This window comes from Bordetella saccharivorans, from assembly GCF_045862855.1.
In the GTDB taxonomy this organism is placed as follows: Bacteria; Pseudomonadota; Gammaproteobacteria; order Burkholderiales; family Burkholderiaceae_B; genus Bordetella_A; species Bordetella_A petrii_F.
Window position 1 is genome coordinate 296,155 of sequence record NZ_BAAFZO010000001.1, and the last position, 26,268, is coordinate 322,422.

Consider the following 26,268-nt stretch of genomic DNA (forward strand, 5'->3'; position numbering starts at 1 on the left):
AGACCATGAACCCCTGCCCCACCGAGCTGAACTTCGCCAGCCACCTGGCCGCGCTGAATGCGCCGCGCGCCGCCAAGACGGCCTATATCGACGACACCCGGCGCATCACCTACGGCGAACTGGCCGAGCGGGTCGCGCGCTGCGCCGGGGCGTTGCGCGCGCTGGGGCTGCGCCGCGAAGAACGCGTGCTGCTGCTAATGCACGACAGCGTCGACTGGCCGGTGGCGTTCCTGGGCGCGCTGCATGCCGGCGTGGTGCCGGTCGCCGTCAATACCCTGCTGACCCCGGACGACTACGCCTATATCGCCGGCCATTGCCGCGCGCGCGCCGCGCTCGTGTCCGGCGCGCTGCTGGGCACGCTGCAGACCGCGCTGGCCAAGGCTCCGCACGAAATCGAACATTTGCTGGTCTCGCAGCCGGCCGGCCCGCTGCCGCCCCAGGCGCGCGAATTCGAGGCCCTGCTGGCGGCGGCGCCGCTGATGCCGGCGGTGCGCACGCTGGCCGACGAGATCGCCTTCTGGCTCTATTCGTCCGGCTCCACCGGCAAGCCCAAGGGCGTGGTGCACACCCACGGCAACCTGTGGCACACGGTGGAGCTGTACGCCAAGCCGGTGCTGGGCATCCGCGAAGACGACGTGGTGTTCTCGGCGGCCAAGCTGTTCTTCGCCTACGGCTTGGGCAACGGGCTGAGCTTCCCGTTGTCGGTGGGCGCGACGGTGGTGGTGATGAGCGAGCGCCCCACCCCCCAGGCGGTATTCAAGCGGCTGGTCGAGCACCAGCCGACCGTGTTCTACGGCGTGCCCACCCTGTATGCCAGCATGCTGGCCAGCCCCGAGCTGCCGGCGCGCGGGCAGGTCGCGCTGCGCGTCTGCACGTCGGCCGGCGAGGCCCTGCCGCGCGACATCGGCGAACGCTTCACGCGCCAGTTCGGCTGCGAGATCCTGGACGGCATCGGCTCGACCGAGATGCTGCACATCTTCATCTCGAACCAGCCGGGTCAGCTGCGCTACGGGACCACCGGCAAGCCGGTGCCCGGCTACGAGGTCCAGTTGCGCGACGAGGACGGCCGCCCGGTGCCGCCCAACGTGATCGGCGATCTCTACATCAAGGGCCCCAGCACCGCGCTGATGTACTGGAACAACCGCGACAAGACCCGCCAATGCTTCCAGGGCGAATGGCTCAAGAGCGGCGACAAGTACCTGTGCGATGCGGACGGCTACTACACCTATGCGGGCCGCAGCGACGACATGATCAAGGTGAGCGGCCAGTACGTGTCGCCGGTGGAGGTCGAGAACGTGCTGATCCAGCACGAGGCCGTGCTGGAGGCCGCCGTCATCGGCGTGGCCGACCACGAGGGACTGGTCAAGACCAAGGCCTACGTGGTGCTGCGCCCCGGCTTCCGGCCCGATGCCGACACCGGCGCGGCGCTGCAGCAATACGTGAAGCAGCACCTGGCGCCCTTCAAGTACCCGCGCCAGATCGACTTCACCGAAGAGCTGCCCAAGACCGCCACCGGCAAGATCCAGCGGTTCCGCCTGCGGCAGCTGGAAGAGGCGGCGCTGTGAGCAGCGTCGCGACCGCCGACGCCACGGCCTGGGCCGGACTGCGCGCCCTGGGCCGCGACCTGCGCCTGGAGTATCGCTGGATCGCGCCGGCGCGGCGCGACGCCCCATTGCTGGTCTTCCTGCATGAAGGCCTGGGCTCGGCCAGCATGTGGAAGGACTGGCCGGAGCGCGCCTGCGACGCGGCCGGCTGCCGCGGCCTGGTGTATTCGCGCTATGGCTACGGACAGTCGACGCCGCGCCCGCCGGACGAGCAATGGCCGGTGCACTTCATGCACCACCAGGCGCGCGAGGTGCTGCCAGCGCTGTTCCAGGCGCTGGGCATCGACGCCGCGCGCGACCGCCCGGTGCTGTACGGCCACAGCGACGGCGCCTCGATCGCGCTGCTGTACGCCGCCATGCACCCCGAGGCGGTAGCCGGCGTGGTGGCGGCGGCGCCGCACATCATGGTGGAGGACGTCGCCATCGCCAGCATCCGGCAGGCGCGCCGCGCCTACCTGGAAACCGACCTGCCGGCCCGGCTGGCGCGCTATCACGCCGACCCCGGCTCGGCGTTCTGGGGCTGGAACGATATCTGGCTGGATCCGGCGTTCCGCGCCTGGGATATCCGCGACTACCTGCCGCGCATCGGCTGCCCGCTGCTGGCGCTGCAAGGCGTGGACGACGAATACGGGACGCTCGAGCAGATCCGCGGCATCCGCCGGCTGGCGCCGCAGGCGCGCCTGCTCGAGATTCCCGATTGCGGCCATGCGCCGCACAAGGATCAACCCGACACGGTCATCGCGGCCGTCGCCGATTTCGTCGGCGGCCTGAGCAAGACCGGCTGAGCCCGCGCGGCCGGCCGACAATAACCAGGAGACAAACCATGCACCACGCCCTGACCCTCGCGCTCGCCGCCGGTATGCTCGCACTGGCCGCCGGCGGCGCCTCGGCCGCCGACAAGATCAAGGTCGGCTTCATGCTGCCCTACAGCGGCACCTATGCCGCGCTGGGCGCCGCCATCGAGAACGGCTTCAAGCTATATGTCGCCGAACAGGGCGGCAAACTGGGCGGCCGCGAGATCGAATACTTCAAGGTAGACGACGAGTCCAACCCGGCCAAGGCCTCCGAGAACGCCAACCGGCTGATCAAGCGCGACCAGGTCGACGTGTTGATCGGCACCGTACATTCGGGCGTGGCGATGGCGCTGGCCAAGGCCGCCAAGGGCAGCGACACGACGCTGATCGTCACCAATGCCGGCGCCGACGCGATCACCGGGCCGATGTGCGGGCCGGGCATCTTCCGCACCTCGTTCTCCAACTGGCAGCCCGGCTACGCCATGGGCCCGGTGGCGGCGGCCAAGGGGCACAAGACCGCGGTGACCATCACCTGGAAGTACGCGGCGGGCGAGGAGCAGATCGGCGGCTTCCGGGAAGGCTTCGAGAAAGCCGGCGGCAAGGTCGTCAAGGAACTGACGCTGCCCTTTCCCAACGTGGAATTCCAATCGCTGTTGACGGAAATCGCGGCGCTCAAGCCCGACATGGTGTTCGCCTTCTTCGCCGGCGGCGGCGCCGTCAAGTTCGTGCAGGACTACCATGCCTCGGGCCTGCAGAAGAGCATTCCCCTGTACGGCACCGGCTTTCTCACCGACGGCACCCTGCCGGCCCAGGGCGCGGCGGCGCAGGGCCTGCTGACCACGCTGCACTATGCCGACGGGCTGGACACGCCGCGCGACAATGCTTTCCGCGCCGACTATCGCAAGGCCTACAACATGCAGCCCGACGTGTACGCCGTGCAAGGCTACGACGCGGCGCAATTGATGCAGGTGGGCCTGCAGGCGGTGCAGGGCGATATCGCCAACAAGACGGCCTTCCGCGACGCCATGCGCGGCGCCACCATCGACAGCCCGCGCGGCAAGTTCACGCTGTCGCCCTCCGGCAATCCGGTGCAGGACCTCTACCTGCGCCAGGTGGCCGGCCAGGAGAACAAGGTGGTCGACGTCGCGGTCCGGCAGCTGGCCGACCCGGCGCGCGGCTGCAAGCTCTGACGCACCCCGGGCGGACCGCGACATGGACGCGAGCATCTTCCTCATCCAATGCCTGAACGCCTTGCAGCACGGGCTGCTGTTGTTCCTGGTGGCCAGCGGCCTGACGCTGATCTTCGGCATCATGGGCATCATCAACCTGGCCCATGGCAGCTTCTACATGATCGGCGCCTACATGGCCTTCGCGCTGGGCCCGCTGGTGGAACGCTGGCTGGGCGGCGGTTTCGCGGCCACGCTGGTCCTGTGCGTGCTGCTGGCGGCCCTGCTCGGCTACCTGCTCGAAGCGGCGTTCTTCAGCTTCCTGTACCGGCGCGACCATCTGCAACAGGTACTGATGACCTACGGGCTGATCCTGGTCTTCGAGGAAGTGCGCAGCCTGCTGGTGGGCAACGATGTGCACGGCGTGCCCGTGCCGGCGTGGCTGTCGGGCACGGTGTCGCTGGGCGGGGTGATGACCTACCCGGTGTACCGGCTGTTCATCTCGGCCGTCGGCGTCGCGGTCGCGCTGCTGCTGTATTGGGTCATCACCCGCACCCGCCTCGGCATGATGGTGCGCGCGGGCGCCAGCAACCGCGAGATGATCGGCTCGCTGGGCATCGACATCAACCGCCTGTACCGCATCGTGTTCGCCGCCGGCGTGGCGCTGGCCGCGCTGGCCGGCACCATCGCGGCGCCGGTGTCGTCGGTGTATCCCGGCATGGGCCACGGCGTGCTGATCGTGTGCTTCGTGGTCGTGGTCATCGGCGGCATTGGCTCGATCCGCGGCGCGTTCCTCGCCGCCATGCTGGTAGGCGCGGTCGAGACTTTCGGCCAGGTGCTGTTCCCGGCCGCGGCCGGCGTACTCGTGTACCTGCTGATGGCCGTCATTCTGCTGTGCAAGCCCGAAGGGCTGTTCAAACAGGGCTAGGCGCCATGAGTCATGCAAGCAAACTGATTCCCATGGCGATCCTGCTGGCGCTGGCCGCCTTCTACTGGACGGGCGCCGACTACTACACCGGGCTGGCCGTGAAGATCATGATCTACGCAATCTTCGCGCTCAGCCTGCAATTGCTGGTGGGCGGCGCCGGCCTGATCAGCCTGGGACACGCGGCCTTCTTCGGCATCGGCGCGTACGCCGCGGCGCTGCTGTCGCCCGAATCGGAAGCCGCCGCGCTGCCCGGCCTGCTGGCGGCCGCGCTCGGCGGCGCGGCGCTCTATGCGCTGGTGACCGGCGCGCTGGCGCTGCGCACGCGCGGCGTGTACTTCATCATGGTGACGCTGGCGTTCTCGCAGATGGCGTACTACATCTTCCACGATACCGAGGTCGGCGGGGGCAGCGACGGCATCTACCTGTACTTCCGCCCGCAGTTGACGCTGGCGGGCTGGATGCCGTTCGACCTGGACAGCCCCGGCGCCTACTATTTCTTCGTGCTGGGCTGCCTGGCGCTGGTGTGGGGCTTCCTGGCCATGCTGGACCGTTCGCCGTTCGGCGCCGCGCTGGCCGGCATCCGCATCAACGAGCAGCGCATGCGCGCGGCCGGCTACTCGACTTTTCCGTACAAGCTGGCGGCCTATGTCATCGGCGGCGCGCTGGCGGGCCTGGCGGGGTTCCTGTATGCGCTGAAAGACGGCTTCGTGACGCCCGAGCTGCTGGCCTGGGAGCAGTCCGGCCTGGTGCTGCTGATGGTGATCCTGGGCGGCATGGGGCGATTGGGCGGAGCGGTGCTGGGCGCGGCCGCGCTGATTCTCTTGCAGGAATTGTTCCAGTCGCAGGCCTTGCTGGGCGACTACGCCAAGCACTGGCACCTGCCGCTGGGGCTGGCCATCATCGCGCTGGTGGCGCTGCTGCCCGACGGCCTGGCCGGCCTGCCGGCGCAATGGCGCGCCCGCCGCGCGGCGCGCCAGCCGGCCGCGCCGCCGGCCGAACCCGGCGTGCCTGGCGCGCCGCCGCTCCCCTTGTCCGGAGGCCCCCATGCCTGAAGCCATGCTTGCCGCGCGCGGCATCACGCGCCGCTTCGGCGGCCTGGTCGCGGTCGACAATGTCTCGCTGGAACTGCACCGCGGCACCGTCCACGCGGTAATCGGCACCAACGGCGCCGGCAAATCGACGCTGATCAACATCCTGTCGGGAGAGTTGGCCGCCAGCGCGGGCGAGGTGCTGTTCGAAGGACGCGACATCACCACCTGGCCGCAGCCGCAGCGCGCCCGCGGCGGCCTGGGCCGCAGCTACCAGCGCTCGACCATTTTCCCAGCCCTGAGCGTCTACGAGAACTGCCGCCTGGCGGCGCAGGCCGGCCGCCAGCAGTTCTGGCGCTGGTGGCGGCGCGCCGCGGACTGCCCGCACAGCGCCGAACGCGCGCGCCACGCGCTGGAGCGCACCGGCCTGGCCGGCAGCGCGGCGCTCCCGGCGGGCCTGCTGCCGCATGGCCACAAGCGCCAGCTCGAGATCGCCATGTGCCTGGCCGGCCGCCCACGCGTGCTGCTGCTGGACGAGCCGCTGGCCGGGATGGGTCCGGAGGAAACCGAGCGCATCCTGGGGTTGCTGCAGGACTTGAAGGCGGAGCACGCCATCCTGCTGGTCGAACACGACATGGATGCGGTGTTCGGCAATGCCGACATCATCACCGTAATGGTCAACGGCGCGGCCATCGCCTGCGGCACGCCGGCGCAGATCCGCGCCAATGCCGAAGTGCAGAACGCCTACCTGGGAGACGACGCATGCACGCATTGATCGACGCCAGCGGGCTGCACAGCTATTACGGCGCCAGCCACGTGCTGCGCGGCGTGGACGTGCGCATCGCGGCAGGCGAATCGGTGGGCCTGGTGGGCCGCAACGGCATGGGCAAGACCACCCTGATCCGCACCCTGATGGGCCACGTGCGCAGCCGCCAGGGCCGCCTGTCGGTGGCCGGCCGCGATTGCACGCGCGCCGCGCCGCACGCCATCGCGCGCCTGGGCGTGGCCTATGTGCCGGAGGGCCGCGGCATCTTTCCCAACCTGAGCGTGCGCGAGAACCTGCTGGTGGCCGCCCGCCCGGGCGCGCGCGGCCAGGCCGACTGGACCTGCCCGCGCGTGCTGGCGACCTTCCCGCGCCTGGCGGAACGCCTGGGCCATGGTGGCCAGCAGCTGTCGGGCGGCGAGCAGCAGATGCTGGCGATCGGCCGCGCGCTCATGACCAACCCCGACCTGCTGATCCTGGACGAAGCCACCGAGGGGCTGGCGCCGCTGATCGTGGCGGAAATCTGGAAGATCGTCGCGGCCATCCGCGCCACCGGCATGTCGACCTTGATCGTGGACCGCAACTACCGCGCGGTGCTGGCCCACACCGACCGCTGCCTGGTAATGGAAAAAGGCCGCATCGTGCACCAGGGCGCCAGTCCGGCGCTGGCGGCGCAGCCGCAGCAGCTGGCGCGCTACCTGGGCGTCTGAACGCGCCGGCGGCGGTCAGGACAGGATCTGCCCCAGGAAGGCGCGCGCCCGCTCGCTGCTGGGAGCGCTGAAGAAGCGCTCGGGCGCGCCGGTCTCGACGATGCGGCCGCCGTCCATGAACACCACGCGGTCGCCCACCTCGCGCGCGAAGCCCATTTCGTGCGTGACGCACACCATGGTCATGCCCTCGCGCGCGAGCTCCACCATCGTGTCCAGCACTTCTTTCACCATCTCGGGATCGAGCGCCGAGGTCGGCTCGTCGAACAACATGATCTTGGGCTGCATGCACAAGGCGCGCGCAATGGCCACGCGCTGCTTCTGGCCGCCCGACAGCTGCCCGGGATACTTCGAGGCATGCTCGGGAATGCGGACCCGCTCCAGGTAGTGCATGGCGCACTCGGCTGCGCAGGCCGCGTCGACCCCTTTCACCAGTCGGGGCGCCAGCGTGCAGTTCTCCAGCACGGTCAGGTGCGGGAACAGGTTGAAGTGCTGGAACACCATGCCCACTTCGGCGCGGATGCGCTCGATGTTTTTCAGGTCGTCGGTCAGCTCCACGCCGTCGACCACGATGCGCCCTTTCTGGTGCTCTTCCAGCCGGTTCAGCAGCCGTATGGTGGTCGACTTGCCCGACCCCGACGGGCCGCACAGGATCACCTTTTCGCCCGCATGCACGTCCAGCTCGAGGCCGTCGAGCACCTGGAAATCGCCATACCATTTGCCCACGTCGCGCATCATGATGATGGGCGCCGCGCCGTTCGCTCGATCCATGATTCAGGCCTTGGAAATATCGTGGCTCTCGCCGCCGCCGCTCCAGTAGCCCGGCACCGTGAGGCGCTTCTCGGAGCGGCGGAACAGGTACGACAGCACGGCGCACATGCAGAAGTAGATGATGCCGACCAGGGTGTATACCGTGAGCGCCTGGAATGTGGCGCCCGCCAGCATCTCGCCGGCGCGCATCAGTTCGTACACGCTGATCACCGCCACCAGCGAGGTCTCTTTCACCAGCACCAGCGCATAGTTGCCCAACGCCGGGAAGATGGTGCGCAGCGCCTGCGGCAGCACGATGTTGCGCAGGCGCTGGACCTTGCCCAGGCCCAGCGCGCGCGCCGCCTCGTACTGGCCCGCGTCGACCGACTGGATGCCGCTGCGGAACAGCTCGGCCAGGTACGCGCCGAAGTTCAGCGTCAACCCCAGCACGCCAGCCACGAAGGCGTTGATCACCACCCCCAGCTCCGGCAGGCCATAGTAGATATAGAACAGCTGCAGCAACAGCGGCGTGCCGCGGATCACCTCGATGTAGCAGCGCGCGGCGCGGCTCAGCAGCGGCGAGCGCGACAGCCGGCACAGGCACACCAGCAGGCCCAGCGCGACGGCCAGGAACGCCGAACAGAAGAACAGGGCCAGCGTCCATAGCGAGCCTTCCGCCAATGGCGCCAGATAGATGCGCAGCGTGTCGAAATCCATGGCGAACTCCCAGGTGGTTGCGTGGCTATTTGCTGATCAGGTCGGCTACGCCCCATTTCTGGCCGATCGCGGCGAGCTCGCCGGTGCGCTTCATTTCGGCCAGCGCGGCATTGACCGCGTCGAGCAGCTCGCGATTGCCCTTCTGCACCGCCATGCCGACCTGCCAGGTCTTTTGCGGCCGGTACGCGGTGTCCAGCTTGACCCCCGGGATGTTCTTGGTCTTGATCTGGTAGATGATGCTGGGCGGATCGATCACGCCCAGGTCGATGCGGCCAGCCCGCACATCGGCCAGCAGGGTGGAGTAGTCCTGGTAGGTCGATACCTTGGTGTCGGGCATGTCCTTGATCATGTTGAACTGCACCGAATCGATCAGCACGCCGACCCGCTGGCCCTGCAAGTCCTCGAAGCGCGTGTACGACTTCTTGGCCTTGGCGCCGACCACGATGCCTTCGCCCCATTCATATACCGGCGCCGAGAAATCGATGGCCTTGGCGCGCTCCTCGGTGATGAAGAGCGGCGCCGACATGACGTCGGCGCGCCCCGACGTCAGCGTCGGGATGAGGCCCGAGAACGGCACGTCGGTCAGCTCATGCCGGAGCTTCAAGTGCTTGGCCACGGCATCGGCCACATCCACCATGATGCCTTCCAGCCGATTGCTGGCGGGGTTCTTGAAGCCGTGCGGCGGCGCCGACGCGGTGGTGACGATGGCCAGGCTGCCGTCCGCCTGGATCTCGGCCAGCGTGCGCGCGGCCGCGCCCGTCGCCGACATGGCCACCCCCACGGCGGCGAGGCCGGCCAGCAGTGTCTTGATATTCATGTGGTTCCCCTTGTCGTATGTGGCGAGGAGCGGCGCTCAGGCCGGCCGGCCCTCGGGATACGCCTGTACCGCGACAGCGGCCAGCGCGCAGAATTCCTGCATCACCGTCGCCGCCAGGAACGCGGTGGCGCCCTGCACATCGTGCGGCGGCGACACCGTATTCACATCGAAAGCGACGAAATTCATGCCCTGCAGCTGGCGCAGCAGCGCCAGCCCTTCCTTGGCCGACAAGCCGCCCCATTCCGGCGTGCAGACGCCGGGCGCGCAAGACGGGTCGAAGATGTCCATGTCGAAGCACAAGTAGACGGGGCGGCTGCCGGTGCGGCGACGGATTTCGGCCAGCGTGGCCTGCGGATCGCGGTCGAACTCGTCGAACGGCACGACCGTGTAGCCGACCTCGCGCCCGTATTCGATGATGCCGCCCATGAACGAATTGCCGCGCGTGCCCACGTGGAAACTGGCCGCCACGTCGAGCACCCCTTCTTCGGCCGCGCGGGTGAATGTGGTAGCCGTGTTGTAGCCCGGGATCGGGTAGGTGTCGGTGTGCGAATCGAAGTGCACCACCACTAGGTCCGGATGGCGGCGCGCCACGGCGCGCAGTTGCGGCAGCGTCACGGCGCCGTCGCCGCCCATGGTCACGGGAATGGCGCCGGCCTCCAGCACCGTGTCGATGGCGGCCTCGATCAGGGGAAACGCGGCATCCGGATCGCCGGGATGGCAAGCGACGTTGCCCAGGTCGACGGCCCGCAGGAAATCCACCGGGTTGGCGACGCCGCCGCGCTCGAACGGATCGAACGGGCGCAGCAGCCGCGACTGTTCGCGGATGGCATCCGGCCCCTGGCGCGCCCCCACGCGAAACGGATGCGTGCCGCAATCGAAAGGGATGCCCACGACGCACGCGCGCGGCGCCGCGTCCGCGCCGCGGCTGCCGGGCAGGCCCATGAATCCGGGCACGGGATGAAAGGGATTGCCGTTCGCCTGCAAGGCCTGCTCCTTCGGAAATTCTGGACGACTTTCATTTCAATCGTATCGTTAGCCGATACGATCATGTTGAAATATAGATTATCAAGGCGAGCAAATACCCGCCTATTAGGGAAATCCCGTCAGGCGACGAATAAATACCCCATCAATTTAGTCTGGAATATCGTCCAGGCCCGGCGCCGGGACAGCCCCGCCCCGGCGACCGCCGAGCAGGCTGCCGCCAGGCGGCTCGAGCTCGAAGAACGGGCGGCTGCGGCCCACGGTGCGCGACGCGCCGATGGCGTGCGCGGTTTCCAGGACCTGCGGCCCGAACACGGCCTGGGCCTGCTCGAACGACCAGCGGCTGGAAGGCACCGAGACATTGACCGCCCCCACGGGCGTGCCGCCGGCGTCGAGCACCGGCGCGCTGATCGTGATGTCGCCGGGATAGTACTCGCCGTTGGAACGCGCGTAGCCATGGCGCCGCGCGAAATCGAGCTCGGCCAGCAGGGCATCCATGTCGGTAAGCGTGCCGGGCGTATAGGCGATGCGCTCGCGGCGCTCCAGCAACTCGCGCGCACGCGGCTCGTCCAGGCGCGACAACACGGCCCGCCCCGCCGCCGTGCAATACAGGGGCAGCCGCATGCCCACCGGCATGTTGACGTACATTTCCTTGTGGGTGGCAAAGCGCGCCACGTAGACCATGTCGCCGCCTTCCGGCTCCGCCAGGCTGCAGGTCTCCTGGCTGGTGCGGTTCAGCGCATGCAGGAACGGGCTGCCGCCCAGCACCAGCGCGCTGGTGCGGGCGTATTTCATGCCCAGCTCGAGCGACCACGGCGCCAGCGAGAATTTCTTGGACAGCGGATCCTTGCGCAAGTAGCCCAGCGTCCAGAGCGTGTGCGCGAAACGCTGCACCGCGCTCTTGGTCAGGCCGGTGGCCTCGGCCAGCTCGGGCAGCGTCATGGCCGGCCGCCCCTCGGTGAAAGCGGTCAGCAGCGAAATACCGCGCGCCAGCGCGGCGACGAACAACGGCGAATCTTCGGGTGCGGTGGCGGTCATGGCGAGCACGCTAGTCGGCAAAGCCGATAGCGTACTGCATCATGAACCAACCGTATCGCAGCCCGATTGCCAGGCGCCGCCGCGCCGCGCAGGCGTCAGATCAGCGCCTCGATCAGGAACGGCCCCTTGCGCGCCAGCCCGGCCTGGACGGCCTTGGTGAAGGCTTCGATGGTATCGACGCGCACGGCTTCGACGCCCATGCCGGCGGCCAGGCTGACCCAGTCCAGGCTGGGCTCCTGCAGGTCCAGCATGCGCTTGGCGTTGCGGCCCGGTTCCTGGACGCCGACGTTCTTCATTTCGCCGTGCAGCGTGGCATAGGAACGGTTGGCCAGCACGATGGTGAGGCAGTCCAGGTTCTCGCGCGCCTGGGTCCAGAGCGCCTGTACCGTGTACATGCCGCTGCCGTCGGCCTGCAAGGTGATGACCTTGCGGTCCGGGCACGCCACCGCGGCGCCGGTGGCCAGCGGCAGGCCGATGCCGATCGCGCCGCCGGTGAGCTGCAGCCAGTCGTGCGGCGCCGAAGTCGCGCTGATGGCGGGGAACTCGCGGCCCTGGGTGACCGACTCGTCGCACACGATGGCGTTCTCGGGCAACAGGCGCGCGGTGATGATGTTGACGGCGGTGCCGGTCAGCGCGCCGGCGCGCGGCATGTCGGCCGGCGCGGCCGACGGCAGCAGGACCGGCGCGGTCGCGGCGATGCCCAGCTCGTCGGCAAGCCACTCCAGCGCCTGCAGCAGGTCTTGCTCCGGCGTGGCCAGCACGATGGGCGCCTGGTCTTGCGGCGCCAGCAGGCTGGGCTTGCCGGGATAGGCGAAGAACGCCACCGGAGCGCTGGCGCCCACCAGGATCAGCTGCCGCACATCCTTCAGCAGGGCAACGGCCTGGTCCACCGGATACGGCACGCGGGTGACCGGCGTGCGGTTGACGCCGCGCTCGGTGCGGCGGTTGGAGGTGGGCGACAGCAGCCGCACGCCAGTGGCGCGGGCGATGCGGCCAGCCACCGTCAGCGCCGGCTCGCGCAGAGCCATGCCGCCCAGCATCAGCGCCGCCCCCTGGCCCGCGCGAATGGCCTGCGCGGCGGCGCGCACGGCGTCCCGGCTGGTGCTCGGCGCGGCAGCCGGCGATGCGACCGGCGGCGCCGGCGTATCGGCGGGCAGTTCGCCCCAGGCGGCGTCGGCCGGCAGGATCAGGGTAGCGATGTTGCCCGGCGCCTGGCGCGCCACGCGCACCGCCTCGGCGGCGTCGGCGGCCAGCTCCCCGGCGGTCAGCGTGCGCCGCACCCAGTGCGACATGGGGCGCGCCACCCCTTCGACGTCGCTGGTCAGCGGCGCGTCGTATTGCACGTGGTAGGTGGCGTGGTCGCCCACCACGTTGACCATGGGCGTGCGGGCGCGCTTGGCGTTGTGCAGGTTGGCCAGGCCGTTGCCCAGGCCGGGCCCCAGGTGCAGCAGCGTGGCCGCCGGCTTGTCGGCCATGCGCGCGTAGCCGTCGGCCGCGCCGGTGACCACGCCCTCGAACAATCCCAGCACGCAGCGCATGCGCGGCTTGCGATCGAGCGCGGCGACGAAATGCATTTCCGACGTGCCCGGATTGGCGAAGCAGACGTCCACATCGTTGGCAAGCAGGGTATCGCAAAGGCTGTCGGCGCCGTTCATAGGTAGTTCCGTAAAGCAATTGGTGGGAGGGATGCGGCCGGCGGCCGCGGACGGTAAGGCATCATAGGAAGGGAATACCCGCCGGGGTAGGTCCATTCCGGGCCCCAAGGATAGAACCATTGGCGCGCACGCGCCAAACTGCCGGTCGGTTCAATGCGCTCCAGATGGTGGCCGCCCCTCTCCTTGAGTGTCCTTAGGTGTCAGACACCCCGGGAGATGGCCGGCAGGTTGCCAGGCTCTCTCAAGGGGTGTCTGACACCTGATCGCATCGCCGGTCCCGTTGAACAGGTGCGTCCATCGGGCCCATCCTTGCAGGCATGGAAGGCCTAAGTTCGGTCATCGAACAGAAAAAACCGGGCCGCTATGCGCGCCGTGAGCAAGTCGCGCATACTTTTCCCGCGACATCGTTCGCTCAACAACATAAACCGGCAGACGCCGGGCCGCCGGCCGCTGGCCATCGTCCCGGCTCATGCCCTACAGGCGGAGACACATCCATGCCCAATACCTTCCCCCGCGCGGCCCGGTTGCGCCGCGCCGCGCTGGCCGCGCTGCTGTCGGCCTCGGCCGCGCTTGCCGGCGCCACCCTGGCCGGCCCGGCGCTGGCGGCCGATGCCTGGCCGAACAAGCCGATCAAGGTCATCGTCCCGTACACCCCGGGCGGCGCCACCGACACCACCACGCGCATCGTCATGGACAAGCTGGCGCAGCGGCTCGGCCAGACCATCATCGTGGAGAACCGGCCGGGCGCCAACAGCACCGTGGGCTCGGCCATCGCGGCCAAGGCGGATCCCGACGGCTATACCTTCCTGGCCATGCTGCCGGCCTATGTGATCAACACCCACCTGTACAAGCTGAGCTATTCGCCATCGCAGCTCGAGCCGGTGGTGCACATGGCCGACCTGCCGCTGTTCCTGTTCGTCAGCAAGGACTTGCCGGTCGACAGCGTGAAAGAACTGGTCGACTACGGCCACAAGCACCCCGACACCCTCACCTACGCCTCCAGCGGCACCGGCTCCAGCGCCCACCTGACCGGCGCCGATTTCGCCCTGCAGGCCAAGCTGAAGATGACGCACGTGGCCTACAAGGGCAGCGCGCCGATCCTCGCCGACCTGCTGGCCGGGCGCGTGTCCATGGTGTTCGACCCGGTGCTGGTGCCGATGCAATACGTCAAGGAAGGCCGCCTGAAAGTGCTGGCGTTCACCGGCAAGCAGCGCTGGCCCACCGAGCCCGAGGTCCCCACCATGGAAGAAGCCGGCTTCCCGGGCTTCGTGACGGGCTCCTGGGCGGGCCTGCTGGCGCCCGCCGGCACGCCCAAGCCGATCATCGAGCGCATGGCCAAGGAAATCAGCGACATCGTGCACGAGCCGGACGTCACCGAGAAATTCCTGGCCGCAGGCTTCCTGCCCACTGGCAGCACGCCGGCCGAGTTCGGCGAACTGATGCGCAAGGACTCCCAGCGCTACGCCCAGATCATCAAGGAAGCCAACATCACCGCCAACTGACCCGGAGGGGCGCGCATCATGATCGACAAATTCATGGCATCGACCGCCGAGGCGGTGGCGGACATCCCCGATGGCGCCACCCTGCTGATCGGCGGTTTCGGCGGGGCCGGCATGCCCACCGACCTGATCGACGCCCTGATCGACCAGGGTGCGCGCGACCTGACGGTGGTCAACAACAATGCCGGCAACCATGAAACCGGGCTGGCCGCGCTGATCAAGGCGGGGCGCGTGCGCAAGATGATCTGCTCGTTCCCCAAGGCCTCGCATTCGTGGGTCTTCAACGACCTGTACCGGCGCGGCCAGATCGAGCTGGAATGCGTGCCGCAAGGCACCATCGCCGAGCGCCTGCGCGCCGCCGGCGCCGGCCTGGGCGGCTTCTACACGCCCACGGCCTATGGCACCGAACTGGCCGCCGGCAAGGAAACGCGCGAGATAGACGGCCGCCACTATGTCTTCGAGAAACCCCTGCACGGCGACTTCGCGCTCGTGCAGGCCGACCGCGCCGACCGCTGGGGCAACCTCACCTACCGCATGAGCGCCCGCAACTTCGGGCCGGTGATGTGCATGGCGGCGGCCACCACCATCGTGCAGGTGCGCGAACGCGCCGAACTGGGCGACCTGCCGCCCGAAGCCATCGTCACCCCGGGCATCTTCGTGCACCGGGTGGCAGTGGTGCCCAACCCGAGCTTCTCGAGCTGAACAGCGCCATGACCGCAACCCCGACATTCCGGCCCCTGACCCGCGCCGAGCTGGCGCAGCGCGTGGCCCGCGACATTCCCGAAGGCAGCTACGTCAACCTGGGCATCGGCATGCCGGTGCTGATCGCCGCCTGCCTGCCGCCCGGCCGCGAGATCATCCTGCACAGCGAGAACGGCATCCTGGGCATGGGGCCGCCGCCGGCGCCGCAGGCGGCCGACCGCGACCTCATCAACGCCGGCAAGCAGCCCGTCACCCTGCTGCCGGGCGGCGCGTTCTTCCATCATGCCGATTCGTTCGCGATGATGCGCGGCGGCCACCTGGACATCTGCGTGATGGGCGGCATGCAGGTCTCGGCGCGCGGCGACCTGGCCAACTGGTCGCTGGGCCGCGCCGGCGAACCGCCCGCGGTGGGCGGCGCCATGGACCTGGCGGTGGGCGCGCGGCGCGTCTACATCATGATGGAGCACAACTCGAAAGACGGCTCGCCCAAGATCGTCGAACGCTGCACCCTGCCGCTGACCGGCGCCGGCGTGGTCAGCCGCGTGTACACCGACCTGGCCGTCATCGACGTCACGCCCGAGGGCCTGGTGGTTCACGATATGATCGACGGCCTGACCCTGGAAACGCTGCAGTCGCGCACCGGCGCGCCGCTGCGCGCCGCCTGATGCGCAACCCGCCGCCCCCGCCCGACTACGCCGCGCCGCTGCCCGCCGACGAACACCCGGACCGTTTCCGCGGCGACCCGGACTTCATGCTCACGCTGTCGCGCGGGCTGCGCGTGATCCGCGCCTTCGGCGAACGCCGCTATCCGCAGACCGCCGCCGACCTGAGCCGCCGCGCCGGGCTGCCGCGCGCCGTCACGCAACGCTGCCTGCACACCCTGATCCGCCTCGGCTTCGCCGAACGGCACGGCCGCCACTACGTGCTGACGCCGCTGATCCTCAGCCTCGGGCATGCGTATTTCTCGTCCACCCCGTTCGTGTCGCTGGCCCAGCCGGTCCTGGAGGAACTCAGCGCCACCGTCAACGAAACCTGCGCGCTGGCCATCCTGGAAGGCAACGAAGTCCTCTACCTGGCGCGCTCCGAAGTGCATCGCATCCTGGCCACCACGCTGGGGCTGGGCAGCCGCCTGCCGGCCTACTGCACCACCATCGGCCGCGTCATGCTGGCGCAATTGCCGCCGGCCGCGCTGGACCGCTATTTCGACACGGTGGAGCTGGCGCCCTACACCGAATTCACCGAGACCTCGCCGGCGCGCCTGCGCGAGATCATCGCGCGGGTGCGCGAACAGGGCTACGCGGTGGTGGACCAGGAAATCGACCTGAATGTGCGCGCCATCGCCGTGCCGGTGCGCGCCGCCAGCGGCAAGGCCTGCGGCGGCCTGAACGTGAGCGTGAAGTCGTCGCGCGTGCCGCTGGCGCGGCTGACCGGCGAGTTCCTGGCGCCCATGCAGGCCGCCGCCGACCGGCTCGGCCAGTTCCTGGTGCTGTAGCGCGGGCCGGCCGGCCCGCGCCGGCCGATCAGCGGATCGGCCAGGGGTACATGGCGCCGCCCTGGTTCCACAGCGCGTTGGTGCCGCGCTCCAGGCCCAGCTTGCTGCCCTTGCCGACGTTGCGCTCGAAGATCTCGCCGTAGTTGCCCACCGCCTTGATGGCGTTATAGGCCCACTTCTCGTCCAGGCCCATGTTCTTGCCCGCGCCCGGCGTCACGCCCAGGATGCGCAGCACGTTCGGATTGGCGCTCTTGGTCATCTCGTCGACGTTCTTCTGGGTAATGCCGTATTCCTCGGCCTCCATCAGCGCGAACAGCGTCCAGCGCACGATGCCCAGCCAGTTCTCGTCGCCCTGGCGCACCATCGGGCCGAGCGGCTCTTTCGAGAAGCGCTCGGGCAGGATCTGGTAGTCGGCCGGGTTGGCCACCTGGGTGGCGCGCACCGCGGCCAGCTGCGAGGCGTCGTCGGTGAAGGCGTCGCAGCGGCCCGATTCGAAGGCGCGCACCACTTCGGTGACTTTGTCGATGACCACCGGCGTGAACTTGATGCCGTGCGCGCGGAACCAGTCGGCCAGGTTCAGCTCGGTGGTGGTGCCGGGCTGCACGCAGATGGTGGCGCCGTCCAGTTCCTTGGCGCTCTTGACGCCCAGCGCCGTGCGCACCAGCACGCCCTGGCCGTCGTAGAAGCTGGGCGCGACCGCGGCCAGGCCCAGCGAAGTGTCGCGCGTCTGCGTCAGCGTGACCGTGCGCAGCAATACATCCACCTCGCCCGATTGCAGCGCGGTGAAGCGCTGCTGGGTGGACAGGGCCGTGCCCTTGAACTTGCCGGCGTCGCCGAACACCGCGGCGGCGACCGCGCGGCAGATGTCGACGTCCATCCCTTCCCATTCGCCCTTGCTGTTGGTGGCGCTGAATCCCGACACGCCGTCGGTCAGGCCGCACTGCACGAAGCCCTTGTTCTTGACCGCATCCAGCGTGGGGCCGGCCAGGGCCGCCTGGGATACGCATGCCAGCGCGATGGCGCCGGCGATCGAGGCAATTTGCCGCTTCATGGTCGCTACTCCTCTCTTAAAGTTCGAGCGCGGCCCGGACCGCCTTGTGGGCGGCGCAGGACGCATGGTTGTCCGGCCCGGGCGTGCCGGGCGGTCAGCAAATGTACGCCAAGTCGGTCGGCAAGAACAGAGCCGCAGCGTCAGGTGCCCGGCAGGCCGGTAGTATCGAGGGAGAAGGCTGCCGCGGCGCGGCCGATGCGGTCGTTGACGGCGCTCCACGCGGAGTCGGCCGGCGGCGCCTGCACCAGGATGCGGGCATGGCCGGCGCCGTCGAGCTCGCGCAGCAGCGCGTACAGGTCGTGAGCATAGCGGCGCGGGTCGGCCGCCACCTGGCGCCAGGCGATGCGCCGGTCCAGGCCGGCCGGCGGCGGCGCGAAGGCGACCACCGCCACGCTGCCGGCCGGCAGCCCGCTGCCGCGCGCCGCCTCGGCCAGCCGCGCGGCGGCGACCAGCTCCAGCGGCGTGTGCGGGGCGTAGTGCGCCTTCAAGGTGCCCGAGGCGCGCGGCGCGGCGGCATCGGGCAGGCCTACCGGCTCGCCCAGCACGGCCTCGATCTGGGCCGCCGTGACGTGGCCCGGACGCAGCAGCACCGGCCCCACGCCGCGCGCCAGCCGCGACAGATCGAGGATGGTGGACTCGATGCCGACCTCGGCCGGCCCGCCGTCCAGCACCGGCATGCCCTGCGCCACTTCGAGGGGGAATTCGCCGCGCACGTGCTCGGCGCGGGTGGGCGAGACCTGGCCGAACTTGTTGGCCGAGGGCGCGGCCACGCCGCCATGGCCGCCCGGCCTGCCGGTAGCAAAGGCGCGCAGCAGCGCCTGCGCCACCGGGTGCGAGGGACAGCGCAGGCCGATGCTGTCCTGTCCGCCGCTGACGGCCGCGCCGATGCCCGGCGCGCGCGGCAGGATCAGGGTCAGCGGGCCGGGCCAGAAGGCGTCGATCAGGCGCCGCGCCTGGGCGGGCACGTCGGCGGCCCAATAGCCCAGGTCGGCCCCGGGGGCCAGGTGCACGATCACCGGGTGATTGGCGGGCCGGCCCTTGGCCGCGTAGATGCGCGCCACGGCCTGCGGGTTCTCGGCATCGGCGCCCAGGCCGTATACCGTTTCGGTGGGAAAGGCCACCAGTTGGCCGGCCAGCAGCCGCGCCGCGGCATGCGCGATGGCCGGATCGCCGGCGGAGGTCGGATGGCTGGACATGGCGGACGCTTACGCGGGCGCGGCCATGCCCAGCGCCGCCGCCACTCGCGCCGCGTCGGCACGCGCCTGGTCGAGCGTGGCGGCCACCACGGTCACGTGACCCATCTTGCGACCGCGGCGCGCCTCGTGCTTGCCATACAGATGCAGCTTGGCCGAGGACACGGCCAGGGCCGCCGCCCAGTCCGGCTCGCGCGGCGCGTCCGCGCCCGGCGCGAACCAGATATCGCCCAGGATGTTCAGCATGACGGCCGGCGCCAGCAAGGCCGTGCTGCCCAGCGGCAGGCCCGCCATGACGCGCGCCTGCTGCTCGAACTGGCTGGTCAGGCAGGCATCGATCGTGTAGTGGCCGCTGTTGTGCGGGCGCGGCGCGATCTCGTTGACCACCAGGCTGCCGTCTGTCAGCACGAAGAACTCGACGCACAGCACGCCGTGGTAGCCCAGCCCCTGCGCAATCGCGCGCGCGGCGTCGGTGGCCTGGGCCTGGCGGCGCGCATGGGCGGCGTCGGCGTCGGTGGCGGCCACGGTGGACACCGCCAGGATGCCGTCGCGGTGCAGGTTGCGCGCCACCGGGAACACGACATCGGCGCCGTCGAAACCGCGCGCCAGCACCACCGAGATTTCGTAGTCCAGCGGCATCAGGGCTTCCAGCACGCACGGCACGCCGCCGAATTCGGCGTAGGCGGCCAGCGCCTCGTCGCGCGAGGCCACGCGCGCCTGGCCCTTGCCGTCATAGCCCAGCCGGGCCACCTTGAGAATGCCGGGAAACAGCGCATCGGAGGCGTCGTGCAGGTCCTGCGGCGCGCAGATGGCGGCATGCGGCGCCACCGGGATGCCCTGCGCGGCGATGAACGTCTTTTCGGCGATGCGGTCCTGCACGATGGCCACCGCGTCGGCCGCCGGGCTGACCCGGCACTGCCGCGCCGCCAGGGCGCGCAGGCTTTCGGCCGGCACGTTCTCGAACTCGGTGGTCACCGCGCGACAGGAGCGCGCCAGCTCCGCCAGGCCGGCGGGATCGTCGTAGGCGGCCTGAATGTGGCGGTCGGCCACCATGGCGGCCGGGCCATCGGCGGCCGGGTCGAGCACGGCGACCCGGTAGCCCAGGCTTTGCGCCGCGTGGCAGAACATGCGGCCGAGCTGGCCGCCGCCGAGCAGGCCCAGCCAGTCGCCCGGCGCGATCGTGAAGGAAGCAGAGGATGAAGTCATTCGTCGATGGCGCGCCCGCGACGGGTGCGCGGCAGGTTCAGGGCTGGGGAGGCACGGCCATGTTGCGGGCCGCTTCGGTCTGGCGGGCGCGGAACGCCACCAGCCTGGCATGCAGGGCGTCGTCGGTGGCGGCCAGGGTGGCGATGACATGCAGGGCTGCATTGGCCGCCCCGGCCTCGCCGATGGCGAATGTGGCTACCGGCACGCCCTTGGGCATCTGCACGATGGACAAGAGCGAATCCTCGCCGCGCAGGTAGCGCGACGGCACCGGCACGCCGAAGACCGGCACTTCGGTCAGGGCGGCCATCATGCCGGGCAGGTGCGCGGCGCCGCCGGCGCCCGCGATGATGCCGCGCAGGCCGCGCGCGCGCGCCGCGGCGCCGTAGTCGGCCATGTCCTGCGGCATGCGGTGGGCGGAGATCACGCGGGCTTCGTGCGGCACGCCGAACTCTTCCAGCATGGCCACGGCATGCTTCATGATGTCCCAGTCGCTGGATGAACCCATGATCACGCCCACCACGGGAGTGGCCGGCGCGTTTGCGGAAGAAGAAGTCGTCATGGCGGAAGTCGGCAAGGCGGGAGAAGGCGCCGGCGCACACGGCGCGGGCGACGGAAAACCCGGTATTTTACCCGGCCCCGCGCCTGGCTGGCCGGCCGGCTAGGCGCCGCCCTGCCCTTGCCCCGCCGGGGCGGCGCGGCATTCGCCCAGGCCGCACTCCAGCGAGGCGGCGCCGACGTTGAGCAGAATGGCCAGCAGGAACAGCCCCATGACGATCAGCGCGGGCAGCGACACGGGCTTTTTGAGGGCGTTGTCGCCCCATTTGCGGTCGGCCGCCAGCATCAGCACGCAGAACACCAGCAGCCCGCAGAACAGCAGGAATGCCCAGGAATACACATGCATGCCGAACAATGGCGGCGCGGCAGACGCGGCCGGCGCCAGCAATTGGTTGCCGGCCGCGACCAGGCCGCCCAGCGCCGCCGCGATCACCATGGCGTAATGCAGCGGCGACGGCCCCAGCCGGATATTCAGCAGCAGGCCCACGCCGGCCATGATGAAAGCCGCGCGCTGCAGCAGGCAGAGCGGGCACGGCCCCGCGCCGGACAGCAGTTGCCAGGCGAAGGCGGCATACAGCGCGGCGCTGATTCCCAGCAGCGCCAGCGTATTGACGATGCGCGATCCGCGCGCCGGGTTGAGCGAAAAAATGACGCTCATCTACAAAGCCGGCATGAGCGGCTGGGCCAGATGCAGCCGCGCCCCGGCGGCGAACACCAGCAGGGTCGCCAGCCACAGCGTGAAGCACGGCCGGCGCTTGCCGAGCATGCCGTACAGCACCGCCAGCGCGCTGGTCAGAAAGGGCAACATCATGATCATCGCGATCGATCCTCCGGAGGTCGATCGTTACGATACGAAATATTTTTTTGCCCTGGCCGGCAAACAAGCGGGGCAAAGCGCCCTATTTCCGCCAATTGGCCGGCGCCGCGCGCCGGCCGGCGGCGGGGTCAGGCCATCAGGCGGTCGAGCGCCTCGCGGTACTTGGCCGCGGTTTTTTGCAGCACGTCCTGCGGCAGGCGCGGGGCCGGCGGGGTCTTGTCCCAGTCCTGGGTTTCCAGCCAGTCGCGCACGAACTGCTTGTCGAACGACGGCGGGCTGATGCCGACGCGATAGCCGTCGGCCGGCCAGAAACGCGAGGAATCCGGCGTCAGCACTTCGTCCATCAGGTAGAGCCGGCCATCGTCGTCCAGGCCGAATTCGAACTTGGTGTCCGCGATGATGATGCCCTTGGTGGCGGCGAACTGCGCGGCCTCGGTATACAGGCGCAGCGTCACGTCGCGGATGCGTTCGGCCATTTCCTGGCCGACCTCGTTGACGACATGGGCGAAGTCGACGTTTTCGTCGTGCATGCCGAATTCGGCCTTGGCCGCCGGCGTGAAGAGCGGTTCGGGCAGCTTGCTGGCCTGCTGCAGGCCGGCCGGCAGCTGGATGCCGCACAGCGAGCCGGTGGCCTGATAGTCCTTCCAGCCGGAGCCGATCAGGTAGCCGCGCGCCACGGCCTCGACGAGGATCGGCTTGAGGCGCTTGACCACCACCGCCCGGCCGCGCACCTGGTCGAGCTCGTCGGCCGCCACGACGTCTTCGGGGCGCACGCCAGTGGAGTGGTTGGGCAGGATGTGCGCCAGCTTGCGCAGCCAGAATTCGGTCAGCTCGGTGAGCACCTGCCCCTTGCCGGGAATGGGGTCGTCGAGGATCACGTCGAAGGCGGAAATGCGGTCGGTGGCGACGATCAGCAGTTTGTCGTCGCCGACGGCGTACATGTCGCGCACCTTGCCGCGACCCAGGAGCGGCAGGGACTTGATGCTGGATTGGTGCAGGGCGGAAGTCACGAATCGGCCTATGGCAAAAATGAGGATAGATTACTGCAAATGCCGCCGCCCCGCAGATCAGTTAGCCTAGGGCCGGTTCCCTCTAAAAGGAACACGCCCTACCGCGCAACAGAGGAGTCCGGCCATGACCGCAAGCCCGTCCTTTTCGCCGCTGACCGGCGGCTGCCAGTGTGGCGCCGTGCGCTACGAGATCAGCGCCGAACCGCTGACCACCGCCACCTGCCACTGCCGCGACTGCCAGTACGCCAGCGGCGGCGCCCCGGCGCATGCCCTGCTGCTGGCGCCGCAGGCCCTGGCGGTGCGGCGCGGCCAGGCGCGCGAACACCGCTACCTGGGCGATTCCGGCAATACGGTGGTGCGCAGCTTCTGTCCCGACTGCGGCACGCCGCTGTTCGGGCATACGGAAGGACAGGACTACGTCATCGTGAAAGCGGGGTCGCTGGACGACCCCGCGGCGTTCCGCTCGCGCATGACACTATGGGCCGATTCGGCCCCGCCATGGCATCACGTGGATACGTCGGTGCCCTGCCACGGCGGCAAGGCGGCGGGCTGAGACGCCCGCCTGGCGTCCGGGGGCCGGGCGGCCCCCGGGCGACGGCTTACTGCACCACCTGGGCGAGCTTGCCGGCGGCGTATTGCTGGGCCATGTCGGTCAGCGGCAGGGGCTTGATCTTGCTGGCGTTGCCCGCCGTGCCGAACTGGGTGTAGCGCTGCACGCAAATGGCCTTGGCGGCCGCGCGGGCCGGCTTCAGGTATTCACGCGGGTCGAACTTGCTGGGGTTCTCGGCGAAGAAGCGGCGGATGGCGCCGGTCATGGCCAGGCGGATGTCGGTGTCGATGTTGACCTTGCGCACGCCGAACTTGATGGCTTCCTGGATTTCCTCGACGGGCACGCCGTAGGTTTCCTTCATGTCGCCGCCGAATTCGCGGATCTCGGCCAGCAGGTCCTGCGGCACGCTCGAGCTGCCGTGCATCACCAGGTGGGTGTTGGGCAGGCGCGCATGGATCTCCTTGATGCGCGAGATCGACAGGATGTCGCCGGTGGGCTTGCGGGTGAACTTGTAGGCGCCGTGGCTGGTGCCGATGGCGATGGCCAGCGCGTCGAGCTGGGTCTTGCGCACGAAGTCGGCGGCCTGCTCCGGATCGGTGAGCAGCTGCTCGCGGGTCATGGTGCCCTCGGCGCCGTGACCGTCTTCCTTGTCGCCCTTCATGGTTTCCAGCGAGCCGAGGCAGCCGAGCTCGCCCTCAACCGTGACGCCCACTTTGTGGGCCATGTCGACGACCTTCTTGGTGACTTCGACGTTGTAGTCGTAGTCGGCGATGGTCTTGCCGTCTTCTTCCAGGGAGCCGTCCATCATGACGCTGGAGAAGCCCAGGTCGATGGCGCCCTGGCAGACCTTGGGCGACTGGCCGTGGTCCTGGTGCATGACCACGGGAATGTGCGGATAGGATTCGACCGCCGCCTGGATCAGGTACTTCAGGAAGCCCTCGCCCGCATATTTGCGCGCGCCGGCCGAGGCCTGCATGATCACCGGGCTGTCGGTTTCAGCGGCGGCTTCCATGATGGCCTGGACCTGTTCCAGGTTGTTGACGTTGAACGCGGGAATGCCGTAACCGTGCTCGGCGGCGTGGTCGAGCAACTGGCGCATGGAAACTAGGGCCATGGTGGTCCTCCTGATAGGCAATGGAATGATTGGTTGGAGCCTTGCTGAACAGCGGGATTTTAGCCGGGATTCCGGCCGCTTCCCGGCGCGGGGCCGGCCAGGACGTAACCAACTTCATCAAAAGGACGGGGGACGCGGGCCGCGCTTGTCAGAGCTTGACCGTCTGTAAGGAATTGGCGCGCGGGCGCAGCTGGCCGCCGCGCCCGCGCCAGGCGGCCGTTCAGGCGGCCACCGCCTCGCGCGCGGCGGCGCGCGAAGCCGGGAGGTAATGCGCGGCGAACACCAGCCGGCCGGCCGACCAGGCGCGGCTGACCAGCGGCAGCTGGCCCACTAGCGCGACCGCCACCAGGTCGGCGCGCAGTCCCACGGCGATGCGGCCGCGGTCCCCCAGGCCGCAGGCGTCGGCCGGGTTGGCGGTGACCAGGGCCACCGCCTGCGCCAGCGTCAGGTCGCTCTGCGCCGCCACGGCGAAGGCCGCGGCGATCAGGGTCGAGGGCTGGTAGTCCGAGCACAGGCAGCTCGCCACGCCGGCGCGCACCGCGTCAATGGCCCGCATCGAGCCGCTCTGGCTCTGGCCGCGCAACACGTTGGGAGCGCCCAGGATGGTCGGCAGACCGCACGATACGGCGGCGGTAGCGGTATCCAGGTTGATCGGGAACTCACTCATCGACACGCCCAGGTTGCGCATGGTGGCGATGCGCTGCACGGAATCGTCGTCATGGCTGGCGGTCGGCACGCCCAGGCGGCGCGCATCCGCCAGCAGGGTCTCGACCCGCAGGGCGGCGCCGTCGCGCGCGCGCAGCTTGGCGCGGGCGGCTTCCTCGGCCTCGTCGCGGCTCATGGCGTGGTTGCCCATCATGTATTGCAGGTAGGCTTCCAGGGTCTTGAACTGGCCCTGCCCCGGCGAGTGATCCATGACCGACAGCAAGTCGACCACGCCCTCGTCGAGCAGCGCCTGCAGCACCGGCATGGCTGTCTCGTCGGTGATTTCATAGCGGCAGTGCACGCGGTTGTCCACCAGGCTGTGGGCGCGGAACGCATGCAGGGTACGCGCCACCTGGGCCGCGGTCTGGTTGTTGCGCACGCCCCATTCGTTGTTGGCGAACGACAGCGCATGGAACGGCGTAGTGATGCCGGCCGCGGCATTGCGGCGGTCCACCTGGGCCACGGCGAAATCCAGCGGGAACAGCACGCGCGAACGCGGCTCGGCTTCCTTCTCGATGGCATCGCAGTGCACGTCGATCAGGCCGGGCAGCAAGGTCTGGCCTTCCAGGTCGATCTCGGCGGCGCCGTGCGCGCCGTCCGGTTCGATGGCGGCGATCACGCCATTCTCGATCAGCAGCGCGGCATCGGACAGTACCGCGTCGGGCAGGACGACGCGGGCATGGGTCAGGTACAGGGCGGACATGGTTACTCCAGGGCGTCGGCCGGGACGGCCGGACGAATGGGCAGGATACGCGTGGCGACCTGGTCGCGCACGGCCTCGTCATGGAAAATGCCGACCAGGCAGCGGCCGGCGGCCACCGCCTCGCGGATCAGGGCCACCACCACCGCGCGGTTGTCGGCGTCCAGCGAAGCGGTGGGTTCGTCCAGCAGCAGCACCGGATGGCCGCCAATGAAGCCGCGCGCGATGTTGACGCGCTGCTGTTCGCCGCCGGAGAACGTCGCCGGCGGCAGGTTCCACAAGCGTTGCGGCACGTTCAGGCGCGCCAGCAGCGCGGCCGCCCGCTCGCGCGCCTGGCCGGCGTCGACGCCGCGCTCGCGCAGGGGCTCGGCCACCACGTCCAGCGTGCCGACCCGCGGGATTACCCGCAGGAACTGGCTGACATAGCCGATCACATCGCGCCGCAGGCGCAGGATGCGCTGCTCCGGCGCGCCGGTCAGCTCGATCCAGTCGGCGCCGTCGCGCACGCGGATGCTGCCTTCGGTGGCCAGGTAGTTGCCGTACAGGCAGCGCAGCAGCGTGCTCTTGCCGGTGCCGGACGGGCCCGCCAGCACCAGGCAGTCGCCCGGGCCGGCCTCGAAGTCCACGCCTTGCAACACGGGCAGCCGGATGCCGCCCTGGTTGTGCAGCGTGAACATCTTGCCCAGGCCGCGCACCTCGATCAGGGAAGTAGAGGCATTCATCGAA

At 69.5% G+C, this 26,268-nt stretch carries 28 protein-coding genes; 12 read left to right on the plus strand and 16 right to left on the minus strand.

Features of this window, described 5'->3' with window-relative positions; translation table 11 throughout:
• Positions 1 to 5: 5 nt before the first annotated feature.
• From ACKTT0_RS01390 to ACKTT0_RS01420, 7 genes are read left to right on the plus strand one after another with little or no spacing between them, the layout of a single operon-like run.
• On the plus strand, positions 6 to 1,565 hold the full coding sequence (locus tag ACKTT0_RS01390; protein ID WP_407847501.1) for a benzoate-CoA ligase family protein: 1,560 nt from the start codon (positions 6 to 8) through the stop codon (positions 1,563 to 1,565).
• A 38-nt stretch (positions 1,566 to 1,603) separates the two neighbouring features.
• A complete protein-coding gene (locus ACKTT0_RS01395; protein WP_407852361.1) occupies positions 1,604 to 2,389 on the plus strand; it encodes an alpha/beta fold hydrolase in 786 nt (261 codons plus the stop codon).
• Between the two features lie 38 nt (positions 2,390 to 2,427).
• Entirely contained in the window at positions 2,428 to 3,588 is a 1,161-nt protein-coding gene (locus ACKTT0_RS01400; protein ID WP_407847503.1) for an ABC transporter substrate-binding protein, read from the plus strand.
• Between the two features lie 22 nt (positions 3,589 to 3,610).
• A complete protein-coding gene (locus ACKTT0_RS01405) occupies positions 3,611 to 4,492 on the plus strand; it encodes a branched-chain amino acid ABC transporter permease (RefSeq protein WP_407847505.1) in 882 nt (293 codons plus the stop codon).
• A gap of 5 nt (positions 4,493 to 4,497) precedes the next feature.
• Positions 4,498 to 5,544 (plus strand): branched-chain amino acid ABC transporter permease, encoded by a 1,047-nt coding sequence (locus ACKTT0_RS01410; protein WP_407847507.1) that lies wholly within the window; start codon positions 4,498 to 4,500, stop codon positions 5,542 to 5,544.
• The gene (locus ACKTT0_RS01415) at positions 5,537 to 6,295 is read left to right on the plus strand and encodes an ABC transporter ATP-binding protein (RefSeq protein WP_407847508.1); all 759 of its coding nucleotides are present in this window, start codon (positions 5,537 to 5,539) and stop codon (positions 6,293 to 6,295) included. Before ACKTT0_RS01410 ends, ACKTT0_RS01415 begins: the two co-directional genes overlap by 8 nt.
• Positions 6,283 to 6,993, plus strand: coding sequence for an ABC transporter ATP-binding protein (locus ACKTT0_RS01420; protein WP_407847510.1), 711 nt, complete (start codon positions 6,283 to 6,285; stop codon positions 6,991 to 6,993). Before ACKTT0_RS01415 ends, ACKTT0_RS01420 begins: the two co-directional genes overlap by 13 nt.
• A gap of 15 nt (positions 6,994 to 7,008) precedes the next feature.
• On the opposite strand, the gene ACKTT0_RS01425 is transcribed toward ACKTT0_RS01420, so the two are convergent.
• The 6 genes from ACKTT0_RS01425 to ACKTT0_RS01450 form a co-directional block, all read right to left on the minus strand.
• Positions 7,009 to 7,761, minus strand: coding sequence for an amino acid ABC transporter ATP-binding protein (locus ACKTT0_RS01425; protein WP_407847512.1), 753 nt, complete (start codon positions 7,759 to 7,761; stop codon positions 7,009 to 7,011).
• Between the two features lie 3 nt (positions 7,762 to 7,764).
• Positions 7,765 to 8,457 (minus strand): amino acid ABC transporter permease, encoded by a 693-nt coding sequence (locus ACKTT0_RS01430; protein WP_407847514.1) that lies wholly within the window; start codon positions 8,455 to 8,457, stop codon positions 7,765 to 7,767.
• Between the two features lie 25 nt (positions 8,458 to 8,482).
• Positions 8,483 to 9,274: an ABC transporter substrate-binding protein gene (locus ACKTT0_RS01435; RefSeq protein ID WP_407847516.1), complete on the minus strand. Its 792-nt coding sequence runs from the start codon at positions 9,272 to 9,274 to the stop codon at positions 8,483 to 8,485.
• A gap of 36 nt (positions 9,275 to 9,310) precedes the next feature.
• Positions 9,311 to 10,216: an arginase family protein gene (locus tag ACKTT0_RS01440; protein ID WP_407852362.1), complete on the minus strand. Its 906-nt coding sequence runs from the start codon at positions 10,214 to 10,216 to the stop codon at positions 9,311 to 9,313.
• Between the two features lie 189 nt (positions 10,217 to 10,405).
• The gene (locus ACKTT0_RS01445; protein WP_407847518.1) at positions 10,406 to 11,293 is read right to left on the minus strand and encodes an IclR family transcriptional regulator; all 888 of its coding nucleotides are present in this window, start codon (positions 11,291 to 11,293) and stop codon (positions 10,406 to 10,408) included.
• Between the two features lie 95 nt (positions 11,294 to 11,388).
• Positions 11,389 to 12,948, minus strand: a complete 1,560-nt coding sequence (locus tag ACKTT0_RS01450) for an acetolactate synthase large subunit (protein WP_407847520.1) — start codon at positions 12,946 to 12,948, stop codon at positions 11,389 to 11,391.
• A gap of 494 nt (positions 12,949 to 13,442) precedes the next feature.
• Here ACKTT0_RS01450 and ACKTT0_RS01455 point away from each other — a divergent pair, with 494 nt between their 5' ends.
• The 4 genes from ACKTT0_RS01455 to ACKTT0_RS01470 are packed head-to-tail and all read left to right on the plus strand — an operon-like array spanning position 13,443 to position 16,641.
• Positions 13,443 to 14,450: a Bug family tripartite tricarboxylate transporter substrate binding protein gene (locus tag ACKTT0_RS01455; protein ID WP_407847522.1), complete on the plus strand. Its 1,008-nt coding sequence runs from the start codon at positions 13,443 to 13,445 to the stop codon at positions 14,448 to 14,450.
• 18 nt (positions 14,451 to 14,468) lie between these two features.
• Entirely contained in the window at positions 14,469 to 15,149 is a 681-nt protein-coding gene (locus tag ACKTT0_RS01460; protein ID WP_094807332.1) for a 3-oxoacid CoA-transferase subunit A, read from the plus strand.
• An 8-nt stretch (positions 15,150 to 15,157) separates the two neighbouring features.
• Entirely contained in the window at positions 15,158 to 15,814 is a 657-nt protein-coding gene (locus ACKTT0_RS01465) for a 3-oxoacid CoA-transferase subunit B (RefSeq protein WP_407847523.1), read from the plus strand.
• On the plus strand, positions 15,814 to 16,641 hold the full coding sequence (locus tag ACKTT0_RS01470) for an IclR family transcriptional regulator domain-containing protein (protein WP_028353154.1): 828 nt from the start codon (positions 15,814 to 15,816) through the stop codon (positions 16,639 to 16,641). Before ACKTT0_RS01465 ends, ACKTT0_RS01470 begins: the two co-directional genes overlap by 1 nt.
• A gap of 28 nt (positions 16,642 to 16,669) precedes the next feature.
• On the opposite strand, the gene ACKTT0_RS01475 is transcribed toward ACKTT0_RS01470, so the two are convergent.
• The 7 genes from ACKTT0_RS01475 to ACKTT0_RS01505 form a co-directional block, all read right to left on the minus strand.
• Entirely contained in the window at positions 16,670 to 17,692 is a 1,023-nt protein-coding gene (locus tag ACKTT0_RS01475; protein WP_407847525.1) for an amino acid ABC transporter substrate-binding protein, read from the minus strand.
• 140 nt (positions 17,693 to 17,832) lie between these two features.
• Positions 17,833 to 18,888 (minus strand): L-threonylcarbamoyladenylate synthase, encoded by a 1,056-nt coding sequence (locus ACKTT0_RS01480; protein WP_407847527.1) that lies wholly within the window; start codon positions 18,886 to 18,888, stop codon positions 17,833 to 17,835.
• Between the two features lie 9 nt (positions 18,889 to 18,897).
• Positions 18,898 to 20,091 (minus strand): 5-(carboxyamino)imidazole ribonucleotide synthase, encoded by a 1,194-nt coding sequence (locus ACKTT0_RS01485; protein WP_407847529.1) that lies wholly within the window; start codon positions 20,089 to 20,091, stop codon positions 18,898 to 18,900.
• A gap of 37 nt (positions 20,092 to 20,128) precedes the next feature.
• Complete coding sequence (gene purE, locus ACKTT0_RS01490) at positions 20,129 to 20,650, minus strand: 5-(carboxyamino)imidazole ribonucleotide mutase (protein ID WP_407847531.1); 522 nt, start codon at positions 20,648 to 20,650, stop codon at positions 20,129 to 20,131.
• A 99-nt stretch (positions 20,651 to 20,749) separates the two neighbouring features.
• Complete coding sequence (locus ACKTT0_RS01495) at positions 20,750 to 21,304, minus strand: disulfide bond formation protein B (RefSeq protein WP_407847533.1); 555 nt, start codon at positions 21,302 to 21,304, stop codon at positions 20,750 to 20,752.
• Positions 21,305 to 21,457, minus strand: a complete 153-nt coding sequence (locus ACKTT0_RS01500; RefSeq protein ID WP_407847534.1) for a DUF5993 family protein — start codon at positions 21,455 to 21,457, stop codon at positions 21,305 to 21,307.
• Positions 21,458 to 21,591: 134 nt separating this feature from the next.
• A complete protein-coding gene (locus ACKTT0_RS01505; protein WP_407847536.1) occupies positions 21,592 to 22,473 on the minus strand; it encodes a phosphoribosylaminoimidazolesuccinocarboxamide synthase in 882 nt (293 codons plus the stop codon).
• Positions 22,474 to 22,597: 124 nt separating this feature from the next.
• On the opposite strand from ACKTT0_RS01505, the gene ACKTT0_RS01510 reads away from it, so the two are divergent.
• The gene (locus ACKTT0_RS01510; RefSeq protein WP_407847538.1) at positions 22,598 to 23,026 is read left to right on the plus strand and encodes a GFA family protein; all 429 of its coding nucleotides are present in this window, start codon (positions 22,598 to 22,600) and stop codon (positions 23,024 to 23,026) included.
• A 46-nt stretch (positions 23,027 to 23,072) separates the two neighbouring features.
• On the opposite strand, the gene fba is transcribed toward ACKTT0_RS01510, so the two are convergent.
• From fba to phnL, 3 genes are all read right to left on the minus strand, one after another.
• Entirely contained in the window at positions 23,073 to 24,137 is a 1,065-nt protein-coding gene (gene fba, locus ACKTT0_RS01515; protein ID WP_028353146.1) for a class II fructose-bisphosphate aldolase, read from the minus strand.
• Positions 24,138 to 24,357: 220 nt separating this feature from the next.
• A complete protein-coding gene (locus tag ACKTT0_RS01520; RefSeq protein ID WP_407847540.1) occupies positions 24,358 to 25,545 on the minus strand; it encodes an alpha-D-ribose 1-methylphosphonate 5-triphosphate diphosphatase in 1,188 nt (395 codons plus the stop codon).
• Between the two features lie 2 nt (positions 25,546 to 25,547).
• Positions 25,548 to 26,264 (minus strand): phosphonate C-P lyase system protein PhnL, encoded by a 717-nt coding sequence (gene phnL / locus ACKTT0_RS01525; RefSeq protein WP_407847541.1) that lies wholly within the window; start codon positions 26,262 to 26,264, stop codon positions 25,548 to 25,550.
• Positions 26,265 to 26,268 lie beyond the last annotated feature (4 nt).

Excerpts from the sequence above, each read along its gene's own strand:
- ACKTT0_RS01460 (WP_094807332.1), top strand. The coding sequence starts at position 14,469 with ATGATCGACAAATTCATGGCATCGACCGCCGAGGCGGTGGCGGACATC.
- purE (WP_407847531.1), bottom strand. The coding sequence starts at position 20,650 with ATGACGACTTCTTCTTCCGCAAACGCGCCGGCCACTCCCGTGGTGGGC.
- ACKTT0_RS01455 (WP_407847522.1), top strand. The coding sequence starts at position 13,443 with ATGCCCAATACCTTCCCCCGCGCGGCCCGGTTGCGCCGCGCCGCGCTG.
- ACKTT0_RS01415 (WP_407847508.1), top strand. The coding sequence starts at position 5,537 with ATGCCTGAAGCCATGCTTGCCGCGCGCGGCATCACGCGCCGCTTCGGC.
- ACKTT0_RS01410 (WP_407847507.1), top strand. The coding sequence starts at position 4,498 with ATGAGTCATGCAAGCAAACTGATTCCCATGGCGATCCTGCTGGCGCTG.
- ACKTT0_RS01425 (WP_407847512.1), bottom strand. The coding sequence starts at position 7,761 with ATGGATCGAGCGAACGGCGCGGCGCCCATCATCATGATGCGCGACGTG.
- fba (WP_028353146.1), bottom strand. The coding sequence starts at position 24,137 with ATGGCCCTAGTTTCCATGCGCCAGTTGCTCGACCACGCCGCCGAGCAC.
- ACKTT0_RS01435 (WP_407847516.1), bottom strand. The coding sequence starts at position 9,274 with ATGAATATCAAGACACTGCTGGCCGGCCTCGCCGCCGTGGGGGTGGCC.
- ACKTT0_RS01440 (WP_407852362.1), bottom strand. The coding sequence starts at position 10,216 with ATGGGCCTGCCCGGCAGCCGCGGCGCGGACGCGGCGCCGCGCGCGTGC.
- ACKTT0_RS01405 (WP_407847505.1), top strand. The coding sequence starts at position 3,611 with ATGGACGCGAGCATCTTCCTCATCCAATGCCTGAACGCCTTGCAGCAC.
- ACKTT0_RS01390 (WP_407847501.1), top strand. The coding sequence starts at position 6 with ATGAACCCCTGCCCCACCGAGCTGAACTTCGCCAGCCACCTGGCCGCG.
- ACKTT0_RS01470 (WP_028353154.1), top strand. The coding sequence starts at position 15,814 with ATGCGCAACCCGCCGCCCCCGCCCGACTACGCCGCGCCGCTGCCCGCC.
- ACKTT0_RS01445 (WP_407847518.1), bottom strand. The coding sequence starts at position 11,293 with ATGACCGCCACCGCACCCGAAGATTCGCCGTTGTTCGTCGCCGCGCTG.
- phnL (WP_407847541.1), bottom strand. The coding sequence starts at position 26,264 with ATGAATGCCTCTACTTCCCTGATCGAGGTGCGCGGCCTGGGCAAGATG.
- ACKTT0_RS01485 (WP_407847529.1), bottom strand. The coding sequence starts at position 20,091 with ATGACTTCATCCTCTGCTTCCTTCACGATCGCGCCGGGCGACTGGCTG.
- ACKTT0_RS01510 (WP_407847538.1), top strand. The coding sequence starts at position 22,598 with ATGACCGCAAGCCCGTCCTTTTCGCCGCTGACCGGCGGCTGCCAGTGT.
- ACKTT0_RS01465 (WP_407847523.1), top strand. The coding sequence starts at position 15,158 with ATGACCGCAACCCCGACATTCCGGCCCCTGACCCGCGCCGAGCTGGCG.
- ACKTT0_RS01500 (WP_407847534.1), bottom strand. The coding sequence starts at position 21,457 with ATGATGTTGCCCTTTCTGACCAGCGCGCTGGCGGTGCTGTACGGCATG.
- ACKTT0_RS01495 (WP_407847533.1), bottom strand. The coding sequence starts at position 21,304 with ATGAGCGTCATTTTTTCGCTCAACCCGGCGCGCGGATCGCGCATCGTC.
- ACKTT0_RS01430 (WP_407847514.1), bottom strand. The coding sequence starts at position 8,457 with ATGGATTTCGACACGCTGCGCATCTATCTGGCGCCATTGGCGGAAGGC.
- ACKTT0_RS01520 (WP_407847540.1), bottom strand. The coding sequence starts at position 25,545 with ATGTCCGCCCTGTACCTGACCCATGCCCGCGTCGTCCTGCCCGACGCG.
- ACKTT0_RS01480 (WP_407847527.1), bottom strand. The coding sequence starts at position 18,888 with ATGTCCAGCCATCCGACCTCCGCCGGCGATCCGGCCATCGCGCATGCC.
- ACKTT0_RS01400 (WP_407847503.1), top strand. The coding sequence starts at position 2,428 with ATGCACCACGCCCTGACCCTCGCGCTCGCCGCCGGTATGCTCGCACTG.
- ACKTT0_RS01475 (WP_407847525.1), bottom strand. The coding sequence starts at position 17,692 with ATGAAGCGGCAAATTGCCTCGATCGCCGGCGCCATCGCGCTGGCATGC.
- ACKTT0_RS01450 (WP_407847520.1), bottom strand. The coding sequence starts at position 12,948 with ATGAACGGCGCCGACAGCCTTTGCGATACCCTGCTTGCCAACGATGTG.
- ACKTT0_RS01420 (WP_407847510.1), top strand. The coding sequence starts at position 6,283 with ATGCACGCATTGATCGACGCCAGCGGGCTGCACAGCTATTACGGCGCC.